Origin of the sequence: Rhizobium sp. MHM7A, assembly GCF_005862215.1 — a bacterium.
Lineage (GTDB): Bacteria > Pseudomonadota > Alphaproteobacteria > Rhizobiales > Rhizobiaceae > Rhizobium > Rhizobium bangladeshense.
Genome location: NZ_VCHT01000014.1, coordinates 123,298 through 140,821 on the forward strand (window position 1 = coordinate 123,298; position 17,524 = coordinate 140,821).

Genomic DNA, 17,524 nt, shown 5'->3' on the forward strand with positions numbered 1-17,524 from the left:
TCGCAGCTCGCGCTGGGATGAGACGTCGCACCCGGCGACCGGGTGCGGCCTGTCTCCGGTCATTCGGCCGCGGCGACGGCGGCGCGGCGGCCGATCGTTGCCTGGGTCAGCACGAAAGCCGAGAAGGCGCAAAGTGCGATGCCGGCGGCCATCGGAACGGCCGTGCCGTCGAAGAACAGGCTCGATATGACCATGGCGACGGCGGCGATCACGAAATGCAGCGTACCCATCAGCGACGAGGCGGTGCCGGCGATTGCGCCGTGATCCTCAAGGGCAAGCACCGCGCTCGTCGGAATGACGAGCCCGAGGAAACCGTAACCGATGAAGAGGAAAGTCGCCATGACCGGCAGCTGATTGAAGCCTGCAGCCATCACCACCGCCACGACGATCATGGCCAGCGCGAATGCGCTGACGGCAATCCGCATGACGCGCACCAGGCCGAAACGCTCCCCGAGCCAGCCCGTCGCCTGCGATACCGCGAAGAAGGACACGGCATTGATCGAGAAGGCGAAGCTATATTCGGTCGGCGTCAGCCCGTAATGCTGGATGAGCACGAAGGGCGAGTTGGCGAGATAGACAAGGAAGCTCGAAATGCCGAGACCGCCGATGAAGGTCAGCGTCAGGAAATTACGGTCTGCGAGCAACAGACGATAGGCCTTCATGGCGCTGCGGAGGCCACTGCCGCCGCGCTCACTAGCAGGCCGTGTTTCATCGAGCTGTGTGGCGAGCAACCCCAGGCCAATTGCGGCAGCAATTGTCACAGCCCAGAACACACCGCGCCAGCCGTAAAACTCGATGACGGCGCTGCCCGTCAGGGGTGCCAGGATCGGCGAGATCGAGAAGACCAGCATCAGCAGCGACATCAGCCGTGCGGCTTGGACGCCGGTGTGCATGTCCCGGACGATGGCGCGCGGAATGACCATGCCGGCAGCGCCGCCGATACCCTGGACGAAACGGAAGGCGATCAGCGTTTCGATATCGGTCGCGAGCGCGCAGCCGATCGAGGCGAGCGCGAAAAGGCCGATGCCGAAATAGAGCGGCAGCTTGCGGCCCCACATGTCCGACAGCGGCCCGTATACGAGTTGGGCGAGCGCAAAGGAGATGAAGAAGGCGAGCAGGGTCAGCTGGGTAACGTTGTTATCCGCATGCAGGTCCTGGCCGATAGAGGGCAGCGCAGGCAGATACATGTCGATGGCAAAGGGGCCGATGGCCGACAACAGGCCGAGGATGAGGGCAATGCGAAAGAAGGAAGCCGTCATAATGGTGATCTTTCGTAATAGCGCAGCGGAGGCGCCTGATCGTCGCTCCGCACTCTTTAGAATCACGCATCGTGCTTTCCGAAAACCGGTTCGATTTCCGCGCCGATGCGCCGGTTGAATGATGATCGTTCGCGCGAAGACGAAGTTGGGAGCTCATATCTCCAGCGTGGAACCAAGAGTGTCAATAAATTTGGACACACCTGTAAAGCTAGACGCCATTGTCTAAACCGTCAAGACGTCTTATCTTCGCTCCATGAAAGACAGCATGACACCGGCAGTCCGGACGACTGGGCATTCGCAGCGTGGACAATGCGCCAAGCGTATGTCGATCCTCGACGCCGCCGCCGACGTCTTCTGCCGCCAGGGTTTTGCAGCCGCCAGCATCGACGAGATTGCCGCCGTCGCCTGTGTCTCCCGTCAGACGATCTACAACCATTATCGTGAAAAGGAGACGCTGTTTGTCGCGGTCGTCGAGGACGTGATGAATCGCGCCAACGCCATGCTCTTTTCCGTGCTGTCGACCTTTCCTGACAGCGCCGATGATCTGGAGGACGATTTGACGGCCTTTGCCGTGCGCCTCAACAAAAACTGCATCTGCAATCATGATGGAAAATTCCTGCGCAAGCTGGTGCAAACGGAGGGCGAGCGATATCCGCACCTCTTCGAAAACTGGCGTCAGCAGGGGCCGAGCAAGCTGACCACTGCGCTTTCCGCGCTTCTCGCGCGCCTTGCCCACAAACAAGCTCTTGCCATCGATGATTTCGACATCGCCGCCCGGCAGTTCGTGGCGCTCGCCAATGCCGACCTGCAGATGATGACGCTGTTTGGCGGCACACCCTCCAATGAAGAGCTGGAAAAGGCGGCGCGCAACGCCGTGCGTACTTTTCTCAAAGCCTATGGCGGCCCGAAGGCCGAAAAGGCCGGCGCACAGCCGCAGCTCGCGGCCATATCCGACTGATCACCCCTGGTATCAAGTAAAGACCGTCATCTGCGCAGGCACGACCGCGAACATGCCGACGCGGCGGGCGGCAAGATACTTGACCAGCTGTTCGACAACCGAAGGCATGACCGGCTTCTGGACCACGCCGACCGCGCCCTTGACGCCGTCGGCGACAGTCTCGGGATTGCCCGTCATGAAGACGACGGCAATGCCATGCTCTTCTGCCAGCCGCCTGCCGAGCTCAGGCCCGGTCGGGCCGTCGGCGAGATTGACGTCAACGAAGGCGATATCGGCGGACGGCGCCAGCCGCAGCGCCTGTTCGCGATCATTCGCAAGGCCGGCGACCTGCATGCCGATGCCCTCCACCGTCGCGCCGAGATCAAGCGCGATGAGGAACTCATCTTCGACGATCAGCACTCTCTGCTTCATGAGATCATCTCGTTGGCAGCGCCGCACGACATTGGTGGCCATGATACGTCCCCTTGCTACGCAAATACTTCGAAAGAAGGAGCCGCTTCGGCAGCCTGTCCCTGCCGAAACTCATTGTCGTAACGGGGAACTTGACGATATGTTCCGCGGTGGAACGCGATTTTCGCCATTTAACATATTGTTAACGTTGATAAATTCTTAACGGAGAACCGACAAGGCGAAATCGGCCCGATCATCTTTCAAACTCGAGCGAGCACTTCTGGACACGGACGCCCGATGATACGATATGATTATCCCATCGGTTTTGGTGGTTGAGGATAACATTGAGAACCAAGCTTATCGTCCTGGCCATCGTAGCCGTCAGCCTGTTCGCTTATACCAAAGTGATGGCCAGGATCGGCTCAGGCTCGCCGTCCCCGGATGCACCGCCGGAGCAAAGGGCCGATCTCATTCGCGTTTATAAATCCGAACGCCGCATGGTCCTCTTCAAAGGGGACGCTCCGATCTCGACCTATCAAATTTCGCTCGGAAGTGCCGCCGATGCGGGTCCCAAGCAACGCGAAGGCGACGAGAAAACACCGGAAGGGCGTTATGAAATAGACTGGCGCAATCCCAAATCCGTGGCCCATCTGAGCCTGCACATCTCCTATCCGAATGCGAAAGAGCGGCGCGAGGCGGAGGCGAATGGCTTTTCGCCAGGCGGCAGCATCATGATCCACGGACTGCCCAATGGCTGGGGCCTGCTAGGAGGGATCCATAGACTGTGGGATTGGACGGATGGCTGTATCGCCGTCACCAATGCAGAAATGAGTGATATCTGGGCACGCGTTCCCGATCACACGCCCATCGACATCATGCCTTAGGATCAGCCGCGCAAATCGACAGGCTTAAGTCAGCCTTGCCCTGCCTGACGAAAACCGCCCGGCTGCGGCAATCAGCGGGAAGCCACCGGCGAAAATAGTGGTTTCGTCAATCGCCGCCGCCGAATGACGAGGGCCTCCCCGGCGGCGCCTGCCATCCCCGTCCCGAGCGGGACATCAGCGGCAGCAAGGAGAAAGGCAAGGTTCCGAGGGCGGGAAGACAAGGCCGCCGAGGCAGATCACAAGGCGGCCGCTCAGGCCGATGTGACAACCAAATGAAAGCGTGTGTTTGAAGATGAAACAGCGCGCAAGTTGAGTTGACAATCTCGTGAGGAGTGAGGAGAGTGCCGCCGATCAGAGCCAGCATTCCGGGGGGAACCTATGTCCGTGCGCTCGTTCTTTGCTTTCGCCACCATCACATTGTTTTCCGCGATCGCCATCGGCTTTCCAGCCGCCGCTGCGGAGACTAAGCGCGACATCCAGACGATCAAGGACGCCGATTTCTTCGGCTTCGATCTCCGCACCGAGCAGAACGTCTCGCTCGATCAGTGCAAGACCTCCTGCATCGGCGACAAGAGCTGCAAGGCCTTCACCTACAATCCCAAGGTGAAATGGTGCTTCCTGAAATCAGATTTCAAGACGATGAACGCCTTCCCCGGCGCCATCGCCGGCAAGATCGTCGAGACATCAGCCCAGGTGGAGCCTGACATCGGTGTCGCGCCGCGCCTGACATTCCTGAGTAACGACCTCGTTCAGCAGGCTCGCGATTTCAAGGACAATCTTGCCTTGACCGACGGTCAGCAGGGCCAGGGCGCCGACAGCCTGACGGCCAACGCCCGTCTCGACATGACCGCCAATAATCTGACCGACGCGCTGATCTCCTTTCACGGCGCGCTCTCGATCACGCCTGAAGATGCCGATCTCTGGCTCGAAACCGCCCGTGCCGCGATTTCCTTCGGCAGCACGGAAAGCAGCGTCACCGGCCAGGCCGTGCTCGACGCGCTGAACGGCTACGAACTGACGCGCACCAAGGCCAAACGCGCCGAGGCGCTTGCCGTCCTCGCCACCGCTCTCGAACGAAACGCCAATTACCGCCCGGCGCTCGACGCCTACAAGGCGAGCCTGGCGCTGGCTGCCTCCGACGATGTGCAGACCGCCTACGTGCAGCTCAGAGCGACGCAGGGCTTTCGCATCACCGAACACACGGTCGATGCCGACAGCGCCACGCCGAGAGCCTGTGCCACCTTCTCCGAGGCGCTCGTCAAGACCACCGACTACACGCCTTTCGTAACGCTGAACGGCGAAGCGCCGAAGGCGGTCGAAACCAAGAATAAGCAGATCTGCGTCGAGGGCCTGACGCACGGCCAGACCTACAAGATCACCTTCCGCCCCGGCTTGCCGTCATCAGTCGACGAAGCGCTCGAGGAGCCCGTCAGCATCGACGTCTATATCAAGGATCGCACGCAGATGGTGCGTTTCACCGGCGACAGCTTCGTACTGCCCTCAACGGCGCGCCGCGGCATCCCGGTCGTCTCGGTGAACCTGGCGTCCGCCAGCCTTAAACTCTACCGCATCGGCGATCGCGGTATCGCGTCCCTGCTGACGAACTCCCAGTTCCTGAGCCAGCTCGATGGCTACAGCGCTCAAAACATTCAGGATCAGAGCGGCGAGCTGGTTTGGCAGGGCTCGATCGAGATCGCCAACGAGCTCAACAAGGACATCATCACGAGCTTCCCGGTCGATGAGGCGCTGCCCGAACGCAAGCCTGGCATCTACGTGATGACCGCGACGGCACCTAATGCACCGGCGCAGGAGTGGGATTCGCAGGCGACGCAATGGTTCCTGGTCTCGGATATCGGCATCAGCACCTATGCAGGCACCGACGGGCTCAACGTCTTCACTCGTTCGCTCGCCTCGGCAAAGCCGATATCAGGCGTCGAATTGCAGCTGCTCGCCAAGAACAATGAGGTGCTCGGAACGGCGACGACAGATGAAAACGGCCGCGCCACCTTCAGCGCCGGCCTGATCCGCGGAACGGCGGCGCTGACGCCCGCCGTCATCGCCGCCAGGAACGGTACGTCCGACTACGTCTTCCTCGACATGACACGCGCCGGCTTTGATCTTTCCGACCGCGGCGTCACCGGTCGTGCGGCGCCCGGCGCAATCGACGTGCTGACCTTCACCGAACGCGGCATCTATCGCGCAGGGGAAACTGTCCACGCCCAGGCGCTTGCCCGCGACACCGACGGCAACGCCATCGAGAACCTGCCGCTGACCTTCATCTTCAGCCGTCCGGACGGCGTCGAAGACCGCCGGATCGTCAGCCAGACCAGCAATCTCGGCGGTTACTCCGTCGATTTCGCCACCCAGGAAAACGCCATGCGCGGCACCTGGACGATGAACATCTATACCGACCCGAAGGGCAGCGCGATCGCCAGCAAGAGTTTCCTCGTCGACGACTTCGTGCCCGATCGCACCGACATGGAGATCAAGACCAAGGCCAAGGAAATCGGTCCGGACACGCCGGCAACGATTACCATCTCCGGCAGATATCTCTACGGCGCCCCGGCCGCCGGCTTGACGCTCGAGGGCGACGTAGTCGTCAAGCCGACGCGTGAGAGCGCCGCCTATAAGGGCTTCCTCTTCGGCCTCGCCGACGAGGAGGCGAACGAGGATTCGCGCCTGCCGATCGACGGGCTGCCGGCGCTTGACGAGAACGGGCAAGCTTCGACTGACCTGACTGTCAGCGATCTGCCGGCAACGACGCAGCTGCTCAACGCCACCGTTTATATCCGCATGCAGGAAGCGGGCGGGCGCGCCATCGAACGCTCGCTTGTCCTTCCGGTGAAGAATGAGCGCGCTTCGATCGGCATCAAGCCGGAATTTTCCGACGAGCTGCCCGAGAACGCCATCGCCAACTTCACGGTGATCGGCGTCGATGCCGACGGACAGAAGCAGGAGGCCAAGGGCCTGCGCTGGAAATTCTACAGCCTCAACCGCGAATACCAATGGTATCGCGAGGGGACCGCCTGGAAGTACGAGCCGGTCTATACCGCCGAGCAGATTTCCAACGGCAGCGTCGACGCGACGACGGATGGCGGCAAGATTTCCGTGCCGGTGACCTGGGGCCGCTACCGCCTGGAAGTGGAAAGCCCTGAGGCCGATGGCCCGACCTCGAGTGTCGAATTCGATGCTGGTTGGTTCGTGGCCTCGACTTCGACCGAAACGCCGGACGGCCTGGAAATCGCGCTCGACAAGGACAGCTACAAGATCGGCGAAACCGCCAAGCTGAAAGTCACCTCGCGCTACGGCGGCGAACTGATGGTGACGGCCGGAACCGAAAAGCTCGTCGCCGTGCAGAACGCCACGATGGGCGAGACCGGCGGCGAGGTCGACATCCCGGTCACGGCGGACTGGGGTGCCGGCGCCTATGTCACGGCAACGCTCTTCCGCGCCGGCGACGCGCAGGACAGCCATATGCCGATGCGCTCGATCGGCATCAAATGGCTGAAAGTCGATCCCGAACAGCGCGCGCTTGAGGTAAAGCTTGATACGCCGGAAAAGATGCTGCCGCGCGGACCGCTTGATATCGGCCTGCAGGTGACGGGCGCAGGTGCCAACGAGGATGCCTATGTGACCGTTGCCGCCGTCGATGTCGGCATACTCAATCTGACGCGCTATGAACCGCCGAATCCGGAAGACTGGTATTTCGGCCAGCGCCAGCTCGGTCTCGAGATCCGCGACCTCTATGGCCGGCTGATCGACGGCTCTCTGGGTGCGACCGGAAAACTCCGAACCGGCGGCGACGGCGGCGCGATTGCGCTGCAGGCAAGCCCGCCGACGCAGAAGCTCGTCGCCTTCTTCTCCGGCCCGATAAAGCTCGACGCCGAGGGCAAGGCGAAAGTCTCCTTCGATATTCCGCAGTTCAACGGCACCGCACGCATCATGGCGGTCGCCTGGTCGAAGACCGGTGTCGGGCATGGCGTCAAGGACGTCATCATCCGCGATCCCGTGGTGGTGACCGCGAGCCTGCCGAAATTCCTCGCACCCGGCGACAAGGCCAATCTGCGCCTCGACATCGCCAATACCGATGCGCCGGCCGGCGATTACAAGCTGCAGCTGACTGGCAATGACGCGGTCGGCATCGATGAAGCGTCCGCCACGCAGACGATCCGTCTCGAGGCCGGCGCGAAGTCCGAACTGACGCTTTCGCTGATCGGCAAACAGCCGGGCGCCGGCAGCGTCTCGATCGACCTTTCCGACGCCTCCGGCCTTTCGCTCGACCAGACCGTCGATGTGCCCGTGCGCCCCTCCTCCTTGCCGATCACCCAGCGCAGGGTGCTGGCGCTGAAGCCGGGAGCCAAGCTGACGGTGGACAAGAATCTGTTGGCCGATAGCGTACTGCCCGGCGCCGCAATCAGCGTCAATGTCACGCGTTCGGCGGCCTTCGACATCCCGGCGCTGCTGATGACGCTCGACCGCTATCCCTTAGGCTGCGCCGAGCAGACCACCAGCCGGGCGCTGCCACTGCTTTATCTCGCCGAAGTGGCGAAGCAGGCCGGCATCGAAAACGACGACGACGTGCAAAAGCGCGTGCAGGATGCAATCTATCGCGTGCTCTCCTACCAGGCCTCGGCCGGCAGTTTCGGCCTGTGGGGACCGGATTCGGGCGATGTTTGGCTCGATAGCTACGTCACCGATTTCCTCACGCGGGCCCGCGAAATGAAGTATGACGTGCCGGAAAAGGCCTTCGCGCAGGCGCTCGAAAACCTGCAGAACACCCTGTCTTACACCACCGACATCAAGGGCCAGGGCGACCAGATCGCCTATGCCATCTATGTTCTGGCGCGCAATAAGAAGGCCGCGATCAGCGACCTGCGGTACTATGCCGATACGATGATCAACGACTTCCCGACGCCGCTTGCCAAGGCGCATATTGCCGCCGCACTGGCGCTCTATGGCGACGCCCAGCGTTCGAAGAACATTTTCATCGACGCACTGCAGATGTCGCAGCAATCGATGGTGTCGCGCGTGAACCTCTCGCGCACCGATTACGGCACGATCCTGCGCGACGGTGCGGCGATCCTGGCGCTCGCCGCCGAAAGCCGCCCGGTGCCGCCTGTCATCCCCGATCTCGCCAAGGCCGTCGCCAAGGAATGGGGCCGCAGCAAATACAAGAGCACCCAGGAAGAGACCTGGATGCTGCTTGCCGCGCGCGCCATCCAGGGCGGCGATGACGGCCTGAAGGTCGATGTCAATGGCGCCGCCCATAGCGGCGCCTACATGGCACGCATGACCGGCGACGCGCTCGCCGGTCATCCTCTGACCCTGACCAACCAGACGAAGGAGGCGGTCTCGGCTGTCGTCACCACCGTTGCCGCCCCCACCGTGCCGCTGCCGGCCGGCGGTGACGGCTTCACTATTGAGCGCAGCTATTACACGCTCGGCGGCGAGGAGGCCAATGTCAGCGAGGCGAAGCAGAACGAGCGCTACGTGGTGGTCATCCACGTGCGCGAGACCAATGACTGGCCGTCCCGCATCGTCATCACCGATCTTCTGCCGGCCGGCTTCGAAATCGACAATCCAAACCTCGTCGACAGCGCCCAAATGACGAATTTCGACTGGATCGGCGAAATCTCCACCGCCCATACGGAATTCCGCTATGACCGTTTTGTTGCCGCCTTCAACCGCGCGTCGGGCGACAGTCGTGAATTCAACGTCGCCTATGTCGTGCGGGCCGTCACCCCCGGCACCTACGACCATCCGGCAGCAAGTGTCGAGGACATGTACAGGCCGGAGCTCTCGGCCCGCACGGCGACCGGTAAGATGGAGGTTGTAGCAGCGCAATAATGAGGCTGTGGCACAAGTTCGCGGTTGGGTCCGCCGCCGGCATCCTTCTCGCCGGCGCGGCTCTCTTCGCGCTCGATGCAGCCGACCGGGCTTTTCCGCCGCCGCTCGACAAGACGGATGTGGTTTCCCCGGAGGTGCTGGATGCCGATGGCCAGCTGTTGCGCGCCTTCGCGACGCCGGAAGGCCGTTGGCGGCTCAAAACTGTGGTCACCGATGTCGATCCGCAATTCCTGCGCATGCTCGTCGCCTATGAGGACCAGCGTTTCTACGAGCACCGCGGCATCGATGTCTGGGCGCTGGGGCGTGCCAGCCTGCAGTTCGTCCGCAACGGCCGCATCGTCTCCGGCGCCTCGACGCTTTCGATGCAGGTGGCGCGTCTGATCGAGCCGCGCGCGGAACGCTCGTTTTCAGCAAAACTTCTGCAGCTTGCACGCGCCGTGCAGATCGAACGACGGCTGTCGAAGGAAGAGATCCTCGACCTCTATCTCACACATGCGCCCTATGGCGGCAACCTCGAGGGCGTGCGCGCCGCAAGCCTTGCCTATTTCGGCAAGGAGCCGCGCCGCCTGACGGTGGCCGAGGCGGCGCTGCTGGTCGCCCTGCCGCAATTGCCGGAACGGCGTCGGCCGGACCGCAATCTCAAGGCGGCGCAGGAGGCGCGCAAGCGCGTGCTCGACCGTGTCGCAGTGGCCGAAGCCGTCGGCGACGGTGAGGCGGAACGGGCCGAAGCAGTCGCCGTTCCGCCGCGGCGCATGCAGCTGCCTGCCCTTGCCGCCCATCTCGCCGAAGCCGCACGCCGCCGGGAGCCGGCCGCTCTCAAGCATCAGACGACGTTGAAGAAGCAGGTGCAGCAGGGGCTGGAGTCCGTTGCGCGCGCATCGACGGCGAAACTCGGGCCGAAGCTTTCCCTTGCCATGGTGATGGCGGATGCGCAGACCGGTGCCATCGTCGGCGAAGTCGGATCGGCCGATTATTTCGACGCCAGCCGCTCAGGCTGGATCGACATGACGCGCGTCAACCGCTCGCCGGGGTCGACGCTGAAGCCCTTCATCTACGGGCTCGCCTTCGAGCAGGGCCTCATTTCCCAGGAGACGATCATCGAAGACCGGCCCGCCGATTTCTTCGGCTACCGCCCGCGCAATTTCGACATGAGCTATCAGGGCGATGTCACCGTGCGCGAGGCCCTGCAGCTCTCCTTGAACGTGCCGGCCGTCAAGCTGCTCGACGCGGTCGGGCCGTCGCGGCTGCTGGTGCGCTTCCGCCGCGCCGAAGTACGCCCAGCCCTGCCGCCGAACGAGACACCGGGACTGGCAATCGGTCTCGGCGGCGTCGGCATCACGCTGAAGGATCTGGTGCAGCTTTATACGGCGCTCGCCAATCGCGGCCAGCCGGCACGGCTCGGCGACGGCGTCACCGGCACACCGGGCAAGCTCGACGGCGAACCGCTGCTGGAGCCGGTCGCGGTATGGAACGTCGCCGATATTCTCTCCGGCGTCATTCCCCCCGCAGGCGCACCGCAGCGCGGCATCGCCTATAAGACCGGCACGAGCTACGGCTATCGCGACGCCTGGTCGGTTGGCTATGACGGACGTTATGTGCTCGGCGTCTGGGTCGGTCGGCCTGACAACAGCGCGGTTCCGGGCTTGACCGGCTATGGCACCGCAGCACCGATGCTGTTCGAGGCTTTCGGCAAATCCGGCATCGCCACGACGCCCCTGCCCCGCCCACCGGCGGGAGCCGTGCGCATCGCCCAGTCGGAGCTGCCGATCAGCCAGCGGCGTTTTGCGCTCAATGCCAGCGGCCTGCTCGTCGCCTCCGGCCGCGAGCCCGCGCCCCAAATCGTCTATCCGCCCGAGGGAGCCCATATCGATCTCGGCGCAAAAGGGGGCGACCTGTCGCCGCTGATGCTGAAGCTGCAAGGCGGCCGCGCGCCCTTCCGCTGGCTCGCCAACGGTAAGCCTTTGCCCGATCTCTCCCGCCGGCGCACCCAGCAATGGCTGCCGGATGGCGGCGGCTATTCGAAACTGACCGTCATCGATTCAGCCGGACGCGCCGCAAGTGTGGGTGTTTTCATCGACTGAAGGAACCAAAGACCGGACACAACCGTTGGAAAAGGTCTCCCTCCAACGTCAGACGGCCTCATGACTCTTCCGACAGCGACCTACCGGATACAGTTCCGCAACGGCATGACTTTCGATCGTGCCTGCGACCTCGTTCCCTATCTCAAGACGCTCGGCATCAGCCACCTCTATGCCTCACCGATTTTCACCGCCGTCAGCGGCTCGACTCACGGCTATGACGTCACTGACGCCAATGAGATCGATCCGGCGCTTGGTGGCCGCGCGGGGTTCGACCGGCTGACGGAAAGCCTCGCCTCGGCGGGCATGGGCTTGGTTCTCGACATCGTTCCGAACCATATGGCCGCTTCACCTGACAACGCCTGGTGGCGGGACGTACTGGCCTTCGGCCGGCAGAGCGCCTATGCGCGCCATTTTGACATCGACTGGAACGAGCCGCTGACCCTGCCGCAGCTCGGCCGGGATTTCGAAGAGGCGCTGGCAGCCGGCGAACTGCGCCTCGTGCTCGACGAGACGCACGGCACCTTCGCCATGGCTTATTTTCAAACGTCGTTGCCTGTCAAACCCAGCAGCTACGGCGCGATCGCAGACCGGCTCGACGATCCGGTCGCAACGCGAATGGCGGAGGCTGCGGCCGTGAGATCAGGCGAAGACTTCGCCCGCGCGTTGCGCGACATCCTCTTCGAAGGGGGCGATCGCGCGGCCCTCCGGCAAAAGCTCGAGGACATCTCGTCCGATCGCGAATTCCTCAGGAGCCTGCATGACGACCAGCATTGGCGACTGATCCATTGGAAGGAAGCGGCGCGGCACCTGAGTTACCGCCGCTTTTTCGAGGTGACCGGACTGGTGGGGACCCGGGTCGAGGATCCCGCGGTGTTCGCGGACCTGCACAGGCTGGTGCTTGAACTCGTGCGTGATGGCAAGGTGCAGGGCCTGCGCATCGACCATGTCGACGGGCTCGCCGAACCCAAGGCCTATCTCGACAGACTGAAGGCAGAAGTGGGGGCCGACACCTATATCGTCGTCGAAAAGATCCTCGGGGCGGGCGAGGTCCTGCCTGAGAGCTGGCCGGTTGCCGGCACCACCGGATATGAATTCATCGCCGCCCTCGGCGAAGTTTTCATCGACCCCGGCGGCCTGCGGATATTGGACGATGCCTATCGCGGCCTCGCCGGCGAGGCGGGCGATCTCGAGGAGGGCCGGCGGCTTGCCAAGCAACAGATGGTCGAGTGCAATTTCGCCGGTGAGACCGGCAAGCTGGTCGCGATGGCAGCGGGCATCTTTCCCGAGATAAGCCGAGAAGAGATCGCCACCGCCGTGCGCGAGCTGCTGATCGCTTTCCCCGTCTACCGCACCTATGGCGACGGCGGCCCGCTTAGCTGGCAGGATTCGGCCGTCCTTGCCTCGACCGCGTCGCAGGTCATGGCGCAGCTCGACGACCGGCGCGCGCTCGATCACGTGCTGAAGCTTCTCGAAGGCAAGATCGAAGGTCCGGCGGCCCATGAATTCCGCATTCGATTCCAGCAGCTGAGCGGGCCTGTCATGGCGAAGGCGACAGAGGATACGCTGTTCTACCGCTATAACAGGCTGCTTGCCGCAAACGAGGTCGGCGGCGAACCCGGAAAGGCGCCCGAGGGACCCGACGGATTCCATCGTCGCATGGCCGAGCGGGCGCGGCTGCAGCCGCATGGGCTTTCCGCAAGCTCCACTCACGACACCAAGCGCGGCGAGGATGCGCGCGCGAGGCTCTACGTCTTGAGCGAGGGTGCGGATGTTTTTGCCCAGGCGGTGGAGCGTTGGCGCGAGATGAACCGGCCGTGGCTGAAGCATCTGCCGAGTGGTGCGGCGCCCGAGCCAAATACCGAATGGATGCTGTATCAGGCGCTCGCCGGCGTCTGGCCGGAGGAGTTCGACAGAGCACAGACGGAGGACCTTCGCGCACGATTTACCGATTACGCGCTGAAGTCGGTGCGCGAGGCGAAACTGCGCAGCGCCTGGACCCAACAGGACGACGCCTACGAGGAGGCGGTCACGGCCTATGCGGCGGCGCTTGTGTCGCCGGATAATGACGCTTTTCTGGAAGATTTCGAACGGGTGCTGCAGCCCTTCATCGCGGCAGGTTACGTGAACAGCCTTTCGCAGACACTGCTCAAGCTGACGGCGCCGGGCATACCCGACATTTACCAGGGCGCGGAGGTTTTCGATTTCAGTCTTGTCGATCCCGACAATCGCCGGCCGGTCGATCATGCACAGCTGACGGCTTGGCTTGATGAAGCCGGACCGATCGCCAAGGTCCAGGCGGCGGCATTGAAGCAGCGCATTATCGCAATCGGCCTGCAGCTGCGCCAGCGGCACCCGGTTCTCTTTGCCAGGGGCGACTATTTGCCGTTGAAGACGACGGGCAGCCGCCGTGATCATGTGCTGGCCTTTGCGCGGGTGCATAACAGCGAATTCGCAATCACCGTCGCCCCGCGGCTGATGTTCGGCTGGCTTGATCCCGGCGTCCTTTTTGCCGGTCCGGAGTTCTGGGAGGACACGGCGATCGCGGTGCCCTCCCCTCTTCACGGGTTGAAGGCGGATCTCGTGACTGGAAAAACCATCGAGCCCGGAGGCAGCATTTCGGTGGCCGCGCTGCTCGGGAGCCAGCCGCTCGGCCTGATCAGCCCGATCTGAGGATCGGACGCGATCTGGTGCGCCAGTTTTCGATAAAATCGATGTCATCAAAATTAGCGCTTGACCTTCCAGTTACTGGAAGGTGGATAAGCTCTCCAACTGCCCTTCGGGCATAGGAGACAGTCATGGATACCAGGCACGAACACGACCACCATCATCATCACAGCCACAGCCACGGCGACGGTCATTGCCATTGCGGCCATGATCATGAGAAGGCCGCCGAAGCGATGATCCGTGATCCCGTCTGCGGCATGACGGTCGATCCGCAAGCCGGCAAACCTTCGGTCGAACACATGGGCCGTATCTATCATTTCTGCTCCGAGAGCTGCCGCACGAAGTTCGCGGCCCAGCCGCAGGATTATCTGACGGCGAAGGATCCGGTCTGCGGCATGGTCGTTGATCGTTCGACGGCAAAATACTTCCTGAAATTCGAGGGCGAGAAATTCTACTTCTGCTCGACCGCCTGCCAAACCAAATTCGAGGCCGACCCGTCGGCCTATCGCGACGGCGCCCGTCCGGCGCCAAAGCCTGCCCCGCAGGGTACGCTCTATACCTGCCCGATGCACCCGGAAGTCGTCAGCGACCGGCCTGGCGACTGCCCGAAATGCGGCATGGCGCTGGAGCCGATGGGCATTCCTCCGGCCGATGAAGGACCAAATCCGGAACTTGTCGATTTCGTCAGACGGCTTTGGGTTAGCGCCGTCCTTGCCTTGCCGCTGCTGGCGCTCGGCATGGGGCCGATGCTCGGCCTTCCTCTCCGTGAAGCGATCGGCGAACCATGGGCGGCCTATATCGAACTGCTGCTGGCAACGCCGGTTGTACTGTGGGCTGCCCTGCCGTTCTTCCGCCGCGCATGGGCCTCTCTCGTCAATCGCAGCCCCAACATGTGGACGCTGATCGGCCTCGGCGTCGGCACGGCCTATGTCTACAGCGTCGTCGCCACGCTCGCGCCCGGAATTTTCCCGATGAGCTTTCGCGGCCACGGCGCCTCCGTGCCCGTCTATTTCGAAGCGGCGGCCGTCATCGTTGCCTTGGTCTTCGTCGGACAGGTGCTGGAATTGAAGGCGCGCGAGCGTACCGGCTCGGCGATCCGCGCTTTGCTCGACCTCGCGCCGAAAACAGCGCGGCGCATCGATGCCGATGGCAGTGAGACCGACGTGCCGGTGGAGGAGATCCAGACCGGCGATCGGCTGCGCGTGCGCCCCGGCGAGCGCGTGCCGGTGGATGGTTCTGTCCTCGAAGGCCAGTCGACCGTCGACGAATCGATGATAACGGGCGAACCCCTGCCGGTCGAGAAAACGACGGGTGACGGGCTGACCGGCGGCACGATCAACAAGAACGGCTCTCTCGTCATGTCGGCCGAGAAGGTCGGCGCAGACACGGTGCTGTCGCGCATCGTCGACATGGTCGCCAAGGCGCAGCGCTCACGAGCGCCGATTCAGGGCGCGGTCGACCGGGTTTCGGCCTTCTTCGTGCCTGCTGTCGTCGCCGTAGCCATCCTGGCCTTCGTCGTCTGGGCAGCCATCGGACCGGAGCCGAGCCTGGCAAATGCGCTGCTTGCCGCCGTCGCCGTTTTGATCATTGCCTGCCCCTGTGCGCTCGGCCTTGCGACGCCGATGTCGATCATGATCGCGACCGGACGCGGCGCTGGCGAAGGCGTGCTGATCAAGGACGCCGAAGCGCTGGAGCGCTTTTCCAAGGTCGACACGCTGATCGTCGACAAGACCGGCACGCTGACCGAAGGCAAGCCTGTGCTCACCGACATCGTCGCCGTCGGCAACGTCGAGGAGAACCGGCTGCTGTCGCTGGCGGCGAGCCTCGAGCGCGGCTCCGAGCATCCGCTTGCCGAAGCGATCGTATCGGGCGCCGAAGAGCGCGGTGCCGCCTCCGTGGAGGTGACCGGCTTCGAGGCCAAGACGGGCAAAGGTGTCCAGGGTATTGCCGGCGGTACGAGGGTGGCACTCGGCAATGCAGCAATGCTCGCCGATCTCGGCGTCGATCCGTCGGCGCTGTCGGAGAAGACCGATGCCCTGCACGGCGATTGCAAGACGGTGATGTTCGTGACGCTCGACGGCAAGCTTGCCGGTCTGGTCGCCGTCGCCGACCGGATCAAGCCGACGACATCAGCTGCAATCAAAGCGCTGCACGAAAGCGGACTGAAGATCATCATGGCGACCGGCGACAACGAGCGGACGGCGCGGGCCGTGGCGAAAAGCCTCGGGATCGATGAGGTTCGCGCGGATGTGCTGCCGGAAGGCAAGAAGGCGCTGATCGAGGAACTACGCGCCAAAGGCGCGGTCATCGCCATGGCAGGGGACGGCATCAACGACGCCCCGGCACTTGCTACCGCCGATGTCGGCATCGCCATGGGCACCGGCGCCGATGTTGCGATGGAAAGCGCAGGCATTACATTGGTCAAAGGCGATCTCAACGGGATCGTCAGGGCGCGGCGGCTGGCTGAGGCTACGATGCGTAATATCCGCCAGAATCTCGGCTTCGCCTTTGGTTATAACGCGCTCGGCGTTCCGGTCGCCGCCGGGGTCCTCTATCCCGTTTTCGGCTTGCTGCTCTCACCGATGATCGCCGCGGCGGCGATGAGCCTCTCATCGGTATCGGTGATCGCCAATGCGCTGAGACTGCGCTTTGCAAAATTATAGGAGACGGCAATGAATATCGGCGAAGCATCTGAGCGCTCCGGCCTGCCTTCGAAGACCATCCGCTACTACGAGGATATCGGCCTGATCCGCCCCGAAAGGGGCGGAAACGGCTATCGCGACTATGCTGCGGCCGATGTTCACAAGCTGCGCTTCCTGCAGCGTTCGCGCGGCCTCGGCTTTTCCGTCGAGGAATGCCGGCAATTGCTGGCGCTTTACGAGGACAAAGCCCGGGCGAGCGCTGACGTCAGGGACATTGCTGAGACGAAGCTCGGGGAGATCGACCGCAAGATTCGCGAGCTGACGGAACTTCGGCGCACCCTCGAGCATCTCGTGCATGCCTGCCACGGCAACGATCGCCCGGACTGTCCAATTCTCGAAGAGCTTTCGGACTATCGCTGACCATTTTAGAAAAGCCGGAAAGGCTAGCTGACCGTCTGGAATGGAGCCAGCTCGGCGGGCTCGTCCTCGTCGCCGTCATCAAGCACGCCTTCATCGAGGCGATGCTTGATCGCAAGCGCATAAATCACGTCGAGAATATTGCGATCCTTGAGATGAGGATCAGTCAGAGCGAGAAGCGAAGCCCTGACAATCTTCTTACTGGTGGCATTCGGGCATCGGGCCTTGACGAACTCAAAAAGTGACTCACCCGTCAGCCCTTCCATGGCGCCGTCTACGAGTGCTTCGTAGACCCGCTTCTTTTCCTTCATCTTTTATATTCCCCTCCAAATCAGCGGCGCGATGATCTGTCATGCAATTGTCATAAACAATCGCCGATTTA

10 protein-coding genes are annotated in these 17,524 nt (G+C 62.9%); 7 read left to right on the plus strand and 3 right to left on the minus strand.

Features of this window, described 5'->3' with window-relative positions:
• Positions 1-59: 59 nt before the first annotated feature.
• The gene (locus FFR93_RS32105; protein WP_138396181.1) at positions 60-1,259 is read right to left on the minus strand and encodes a multidrug effflux MFS transporter; all 1,200 of its coding nucleotides are present in this window, start codon (positions 1,257-1,259) and stop codon (positions 60-62) included.
• Positions 1,260-1,512: 253 nt separating this feature from the next.
• Between FFR93_RS32105 and FFR93_RS32110 the strand changes: the two genes are divergently transcribed.
• Positions 1,513-2,217: a TetR/AcrR family transcriptional regulator gene (locus FFR93_RS32110; RefSeq protein ID WP_138396182.1), complete on the plus strand. Its 705-nt coding sequence runs from the start codon at positions 1,513-1,515 to the stop codon at positions 2,215-2,217.
• Positions 2,218-2,229: 12 nt separating this feature from the next.
• Here the strand turns inward: FFR93_RS32110 and FFR93_RS32115 are convergent, their stop codons facing one another.
• Complete coding sequence (locus tag FFR93_RS32115; RefSeq protein WP_064707364.1) at positions 2,230-2,670, minus strand: response regulator; 441 nt, start codon at positions 2,668-2,670, stop codon at positions 2,230-2,232.
• A 281-nt stretch (positions 2,671-2,951) separates the two neighbouring features.
• On the opposite strand from FFR93_RS32115, the gene FFR93_RS32120 reads away from it, so the two are divergent.
• From FFR93_RS32120 to cueR, 6 genes are all read left to right on the plus strand, one after another.
• Positions 2,952-3,491 carry a L,D-transpeptidase family protein gene (locus FFR93_RS32120; protein WP_064707365.1) on the plus strand — a complete coding sequence of 180 codons (540 nt, stop codon included), beginning with the start codon at positions 2,952-2,954 and terminating at the stop codon, positions 3,489-3,491.
• 378 nt (positions 3,492-3,869) lie between these two features.
• On the plus strand, positions 3,870-9,338 hold the full coding sequence (locus FFR93_RS32125) for an alpha-2-macroglobulin family protein (RefSeq protein ID WP_138396183.1): 5,469 nt from the start codon (positions 3,870-3,872) through the stop codon (positions 9,336-9,338).
• Positions 9,338-11,419, plus strand: coding sequence for a penicillin-binding protein 1C (gene pbpC / locus FFR93_RS32130; RefSeq protein ID WP_138396184.1), 2,082 nt, complete (start codon positions 9,338-9,340; stop codon positions 11,417-11,419). Before FFR93_RS32125 ends, pbpC begins: the two co-directional genes overlap by 1 nt.
• A 60-nt stretch (positions 11,420-11,479) precedes the next feature.
• The gene (gene treY / locus FFR93_RS32135) at positions 11,480-14,089 is read left to right on the plus strand and encodes a malto-oligosyltrehalose synthase (protein ID WP_138396185.1); all 2,610 of its coding nucleotides are present in this window, start codon (positions 11,480-11,482) and stop codon (positions 14,087-14,089) included.
• Between the two features lie 125 nt (positions 14,090-14,214).
• A complete protein-coding gene (locus FFR93_RS32140; protein ID WP_138396186.1) occupies positions 14,215-16,746 on the plus strand; it encodes a heavy metal translocating P-type ATPase in 2,532 nt (843 codons plus the stop codon).
• Positions 16,747-16,755: 9 nt separating this feature from the next.
• Complete coding sequence (gene cueR / locus FFR93_RS32145) at positions 16,756-17,145, plus strand: Cu(I)-responsive transcriptional regulator (protein WP_064707370.1); 390 nt, start codon at positions 16,756-16,758, stop codon at positions 17,143-17,145.
• A gap of 23 nt (positions 17,146-17,168) precedes the next feature.
• On the opposite strand, the gene FFR93_RS32150 is transcribed toward cueR, so the two are convergent.
• The gene (locus FFR93_RS32150) at positions 17,169-17,453 is read right to left on the minus strand and encodes a hypothetical protein (RefSeq protein WP_138396187.1); all 285 of its coding nucleotides are present in this window, start codon (positions 17,451-17,453) and stop codon (positions 17,169-17,171) included.
• Between the last annotated feature and the right edge of the window lie 71 nt (positions 17,454-17,524).

Bases quoted from the DNA above. Each gene is read 5' to 3' on its own strand.
- treY (WP_138396185.1), top strand. From the start codon at position 11,480: ATGACTCTTCCGACAGCGACCTACCGGATACAGTTCCGCAACGGCATG.
- FFR93_RS32115 (WP_064707364.1), bottom strand. From the start codon at position 2,670: ATGGCCACCAATGTCGTGCGGCGCTGCCAACGAGATGATCTCATGAAG.
- FFR93_RS32110 (WP_138396182.1), top strand. From the start codon at position 1,513: ATGAAAGACAGCATGACACCGGCAGTCCGGACGACTGGGCATTCGCAG.
- FFR93_RS32140 (WP_138396186.1), top strand. From the start codon at position 14,215: ATGGATACCAGGCACGAACACGACCACCATCATCATCACAGCCACAGC.
- cueR (WP_064707370.1), top strand. From the start codon at position 16,756: ATGAATATCGGCGAAGCATCTGAGCGCTCCGGCCTGCCTTCGAAGACC.
- pbpC (WP_138396184.1), top strand. From the start codon at position 9,338: ATGAGGCTGTGGCACAAGTTCGCGGTTGGGTCCGCCGCCGGCATCCTT.
- FFR93_RS32105 (WP_138396181.1), bottom strand. From the start codon at position 1,259: ATGACGGCTTCCTTCTTTCGCATTGCCCTCATCCTCGGCCTGTTGTCG.
- FFR93_RS32150 (WP_138396187.1), bottom strand. From the start codon at position 17,453: ATGAAGGAAAAGAAGCGGGTCTACGAAGCACTCGTAGACGGCGCCATG.
- FFR93_RS32125 (WP_138396183.1), top strand. From the start codon at position 3,870: ATGTCCGTGCGCTCGTTCTTTGCTTTCGCCACCATCACATTGTTTTCC.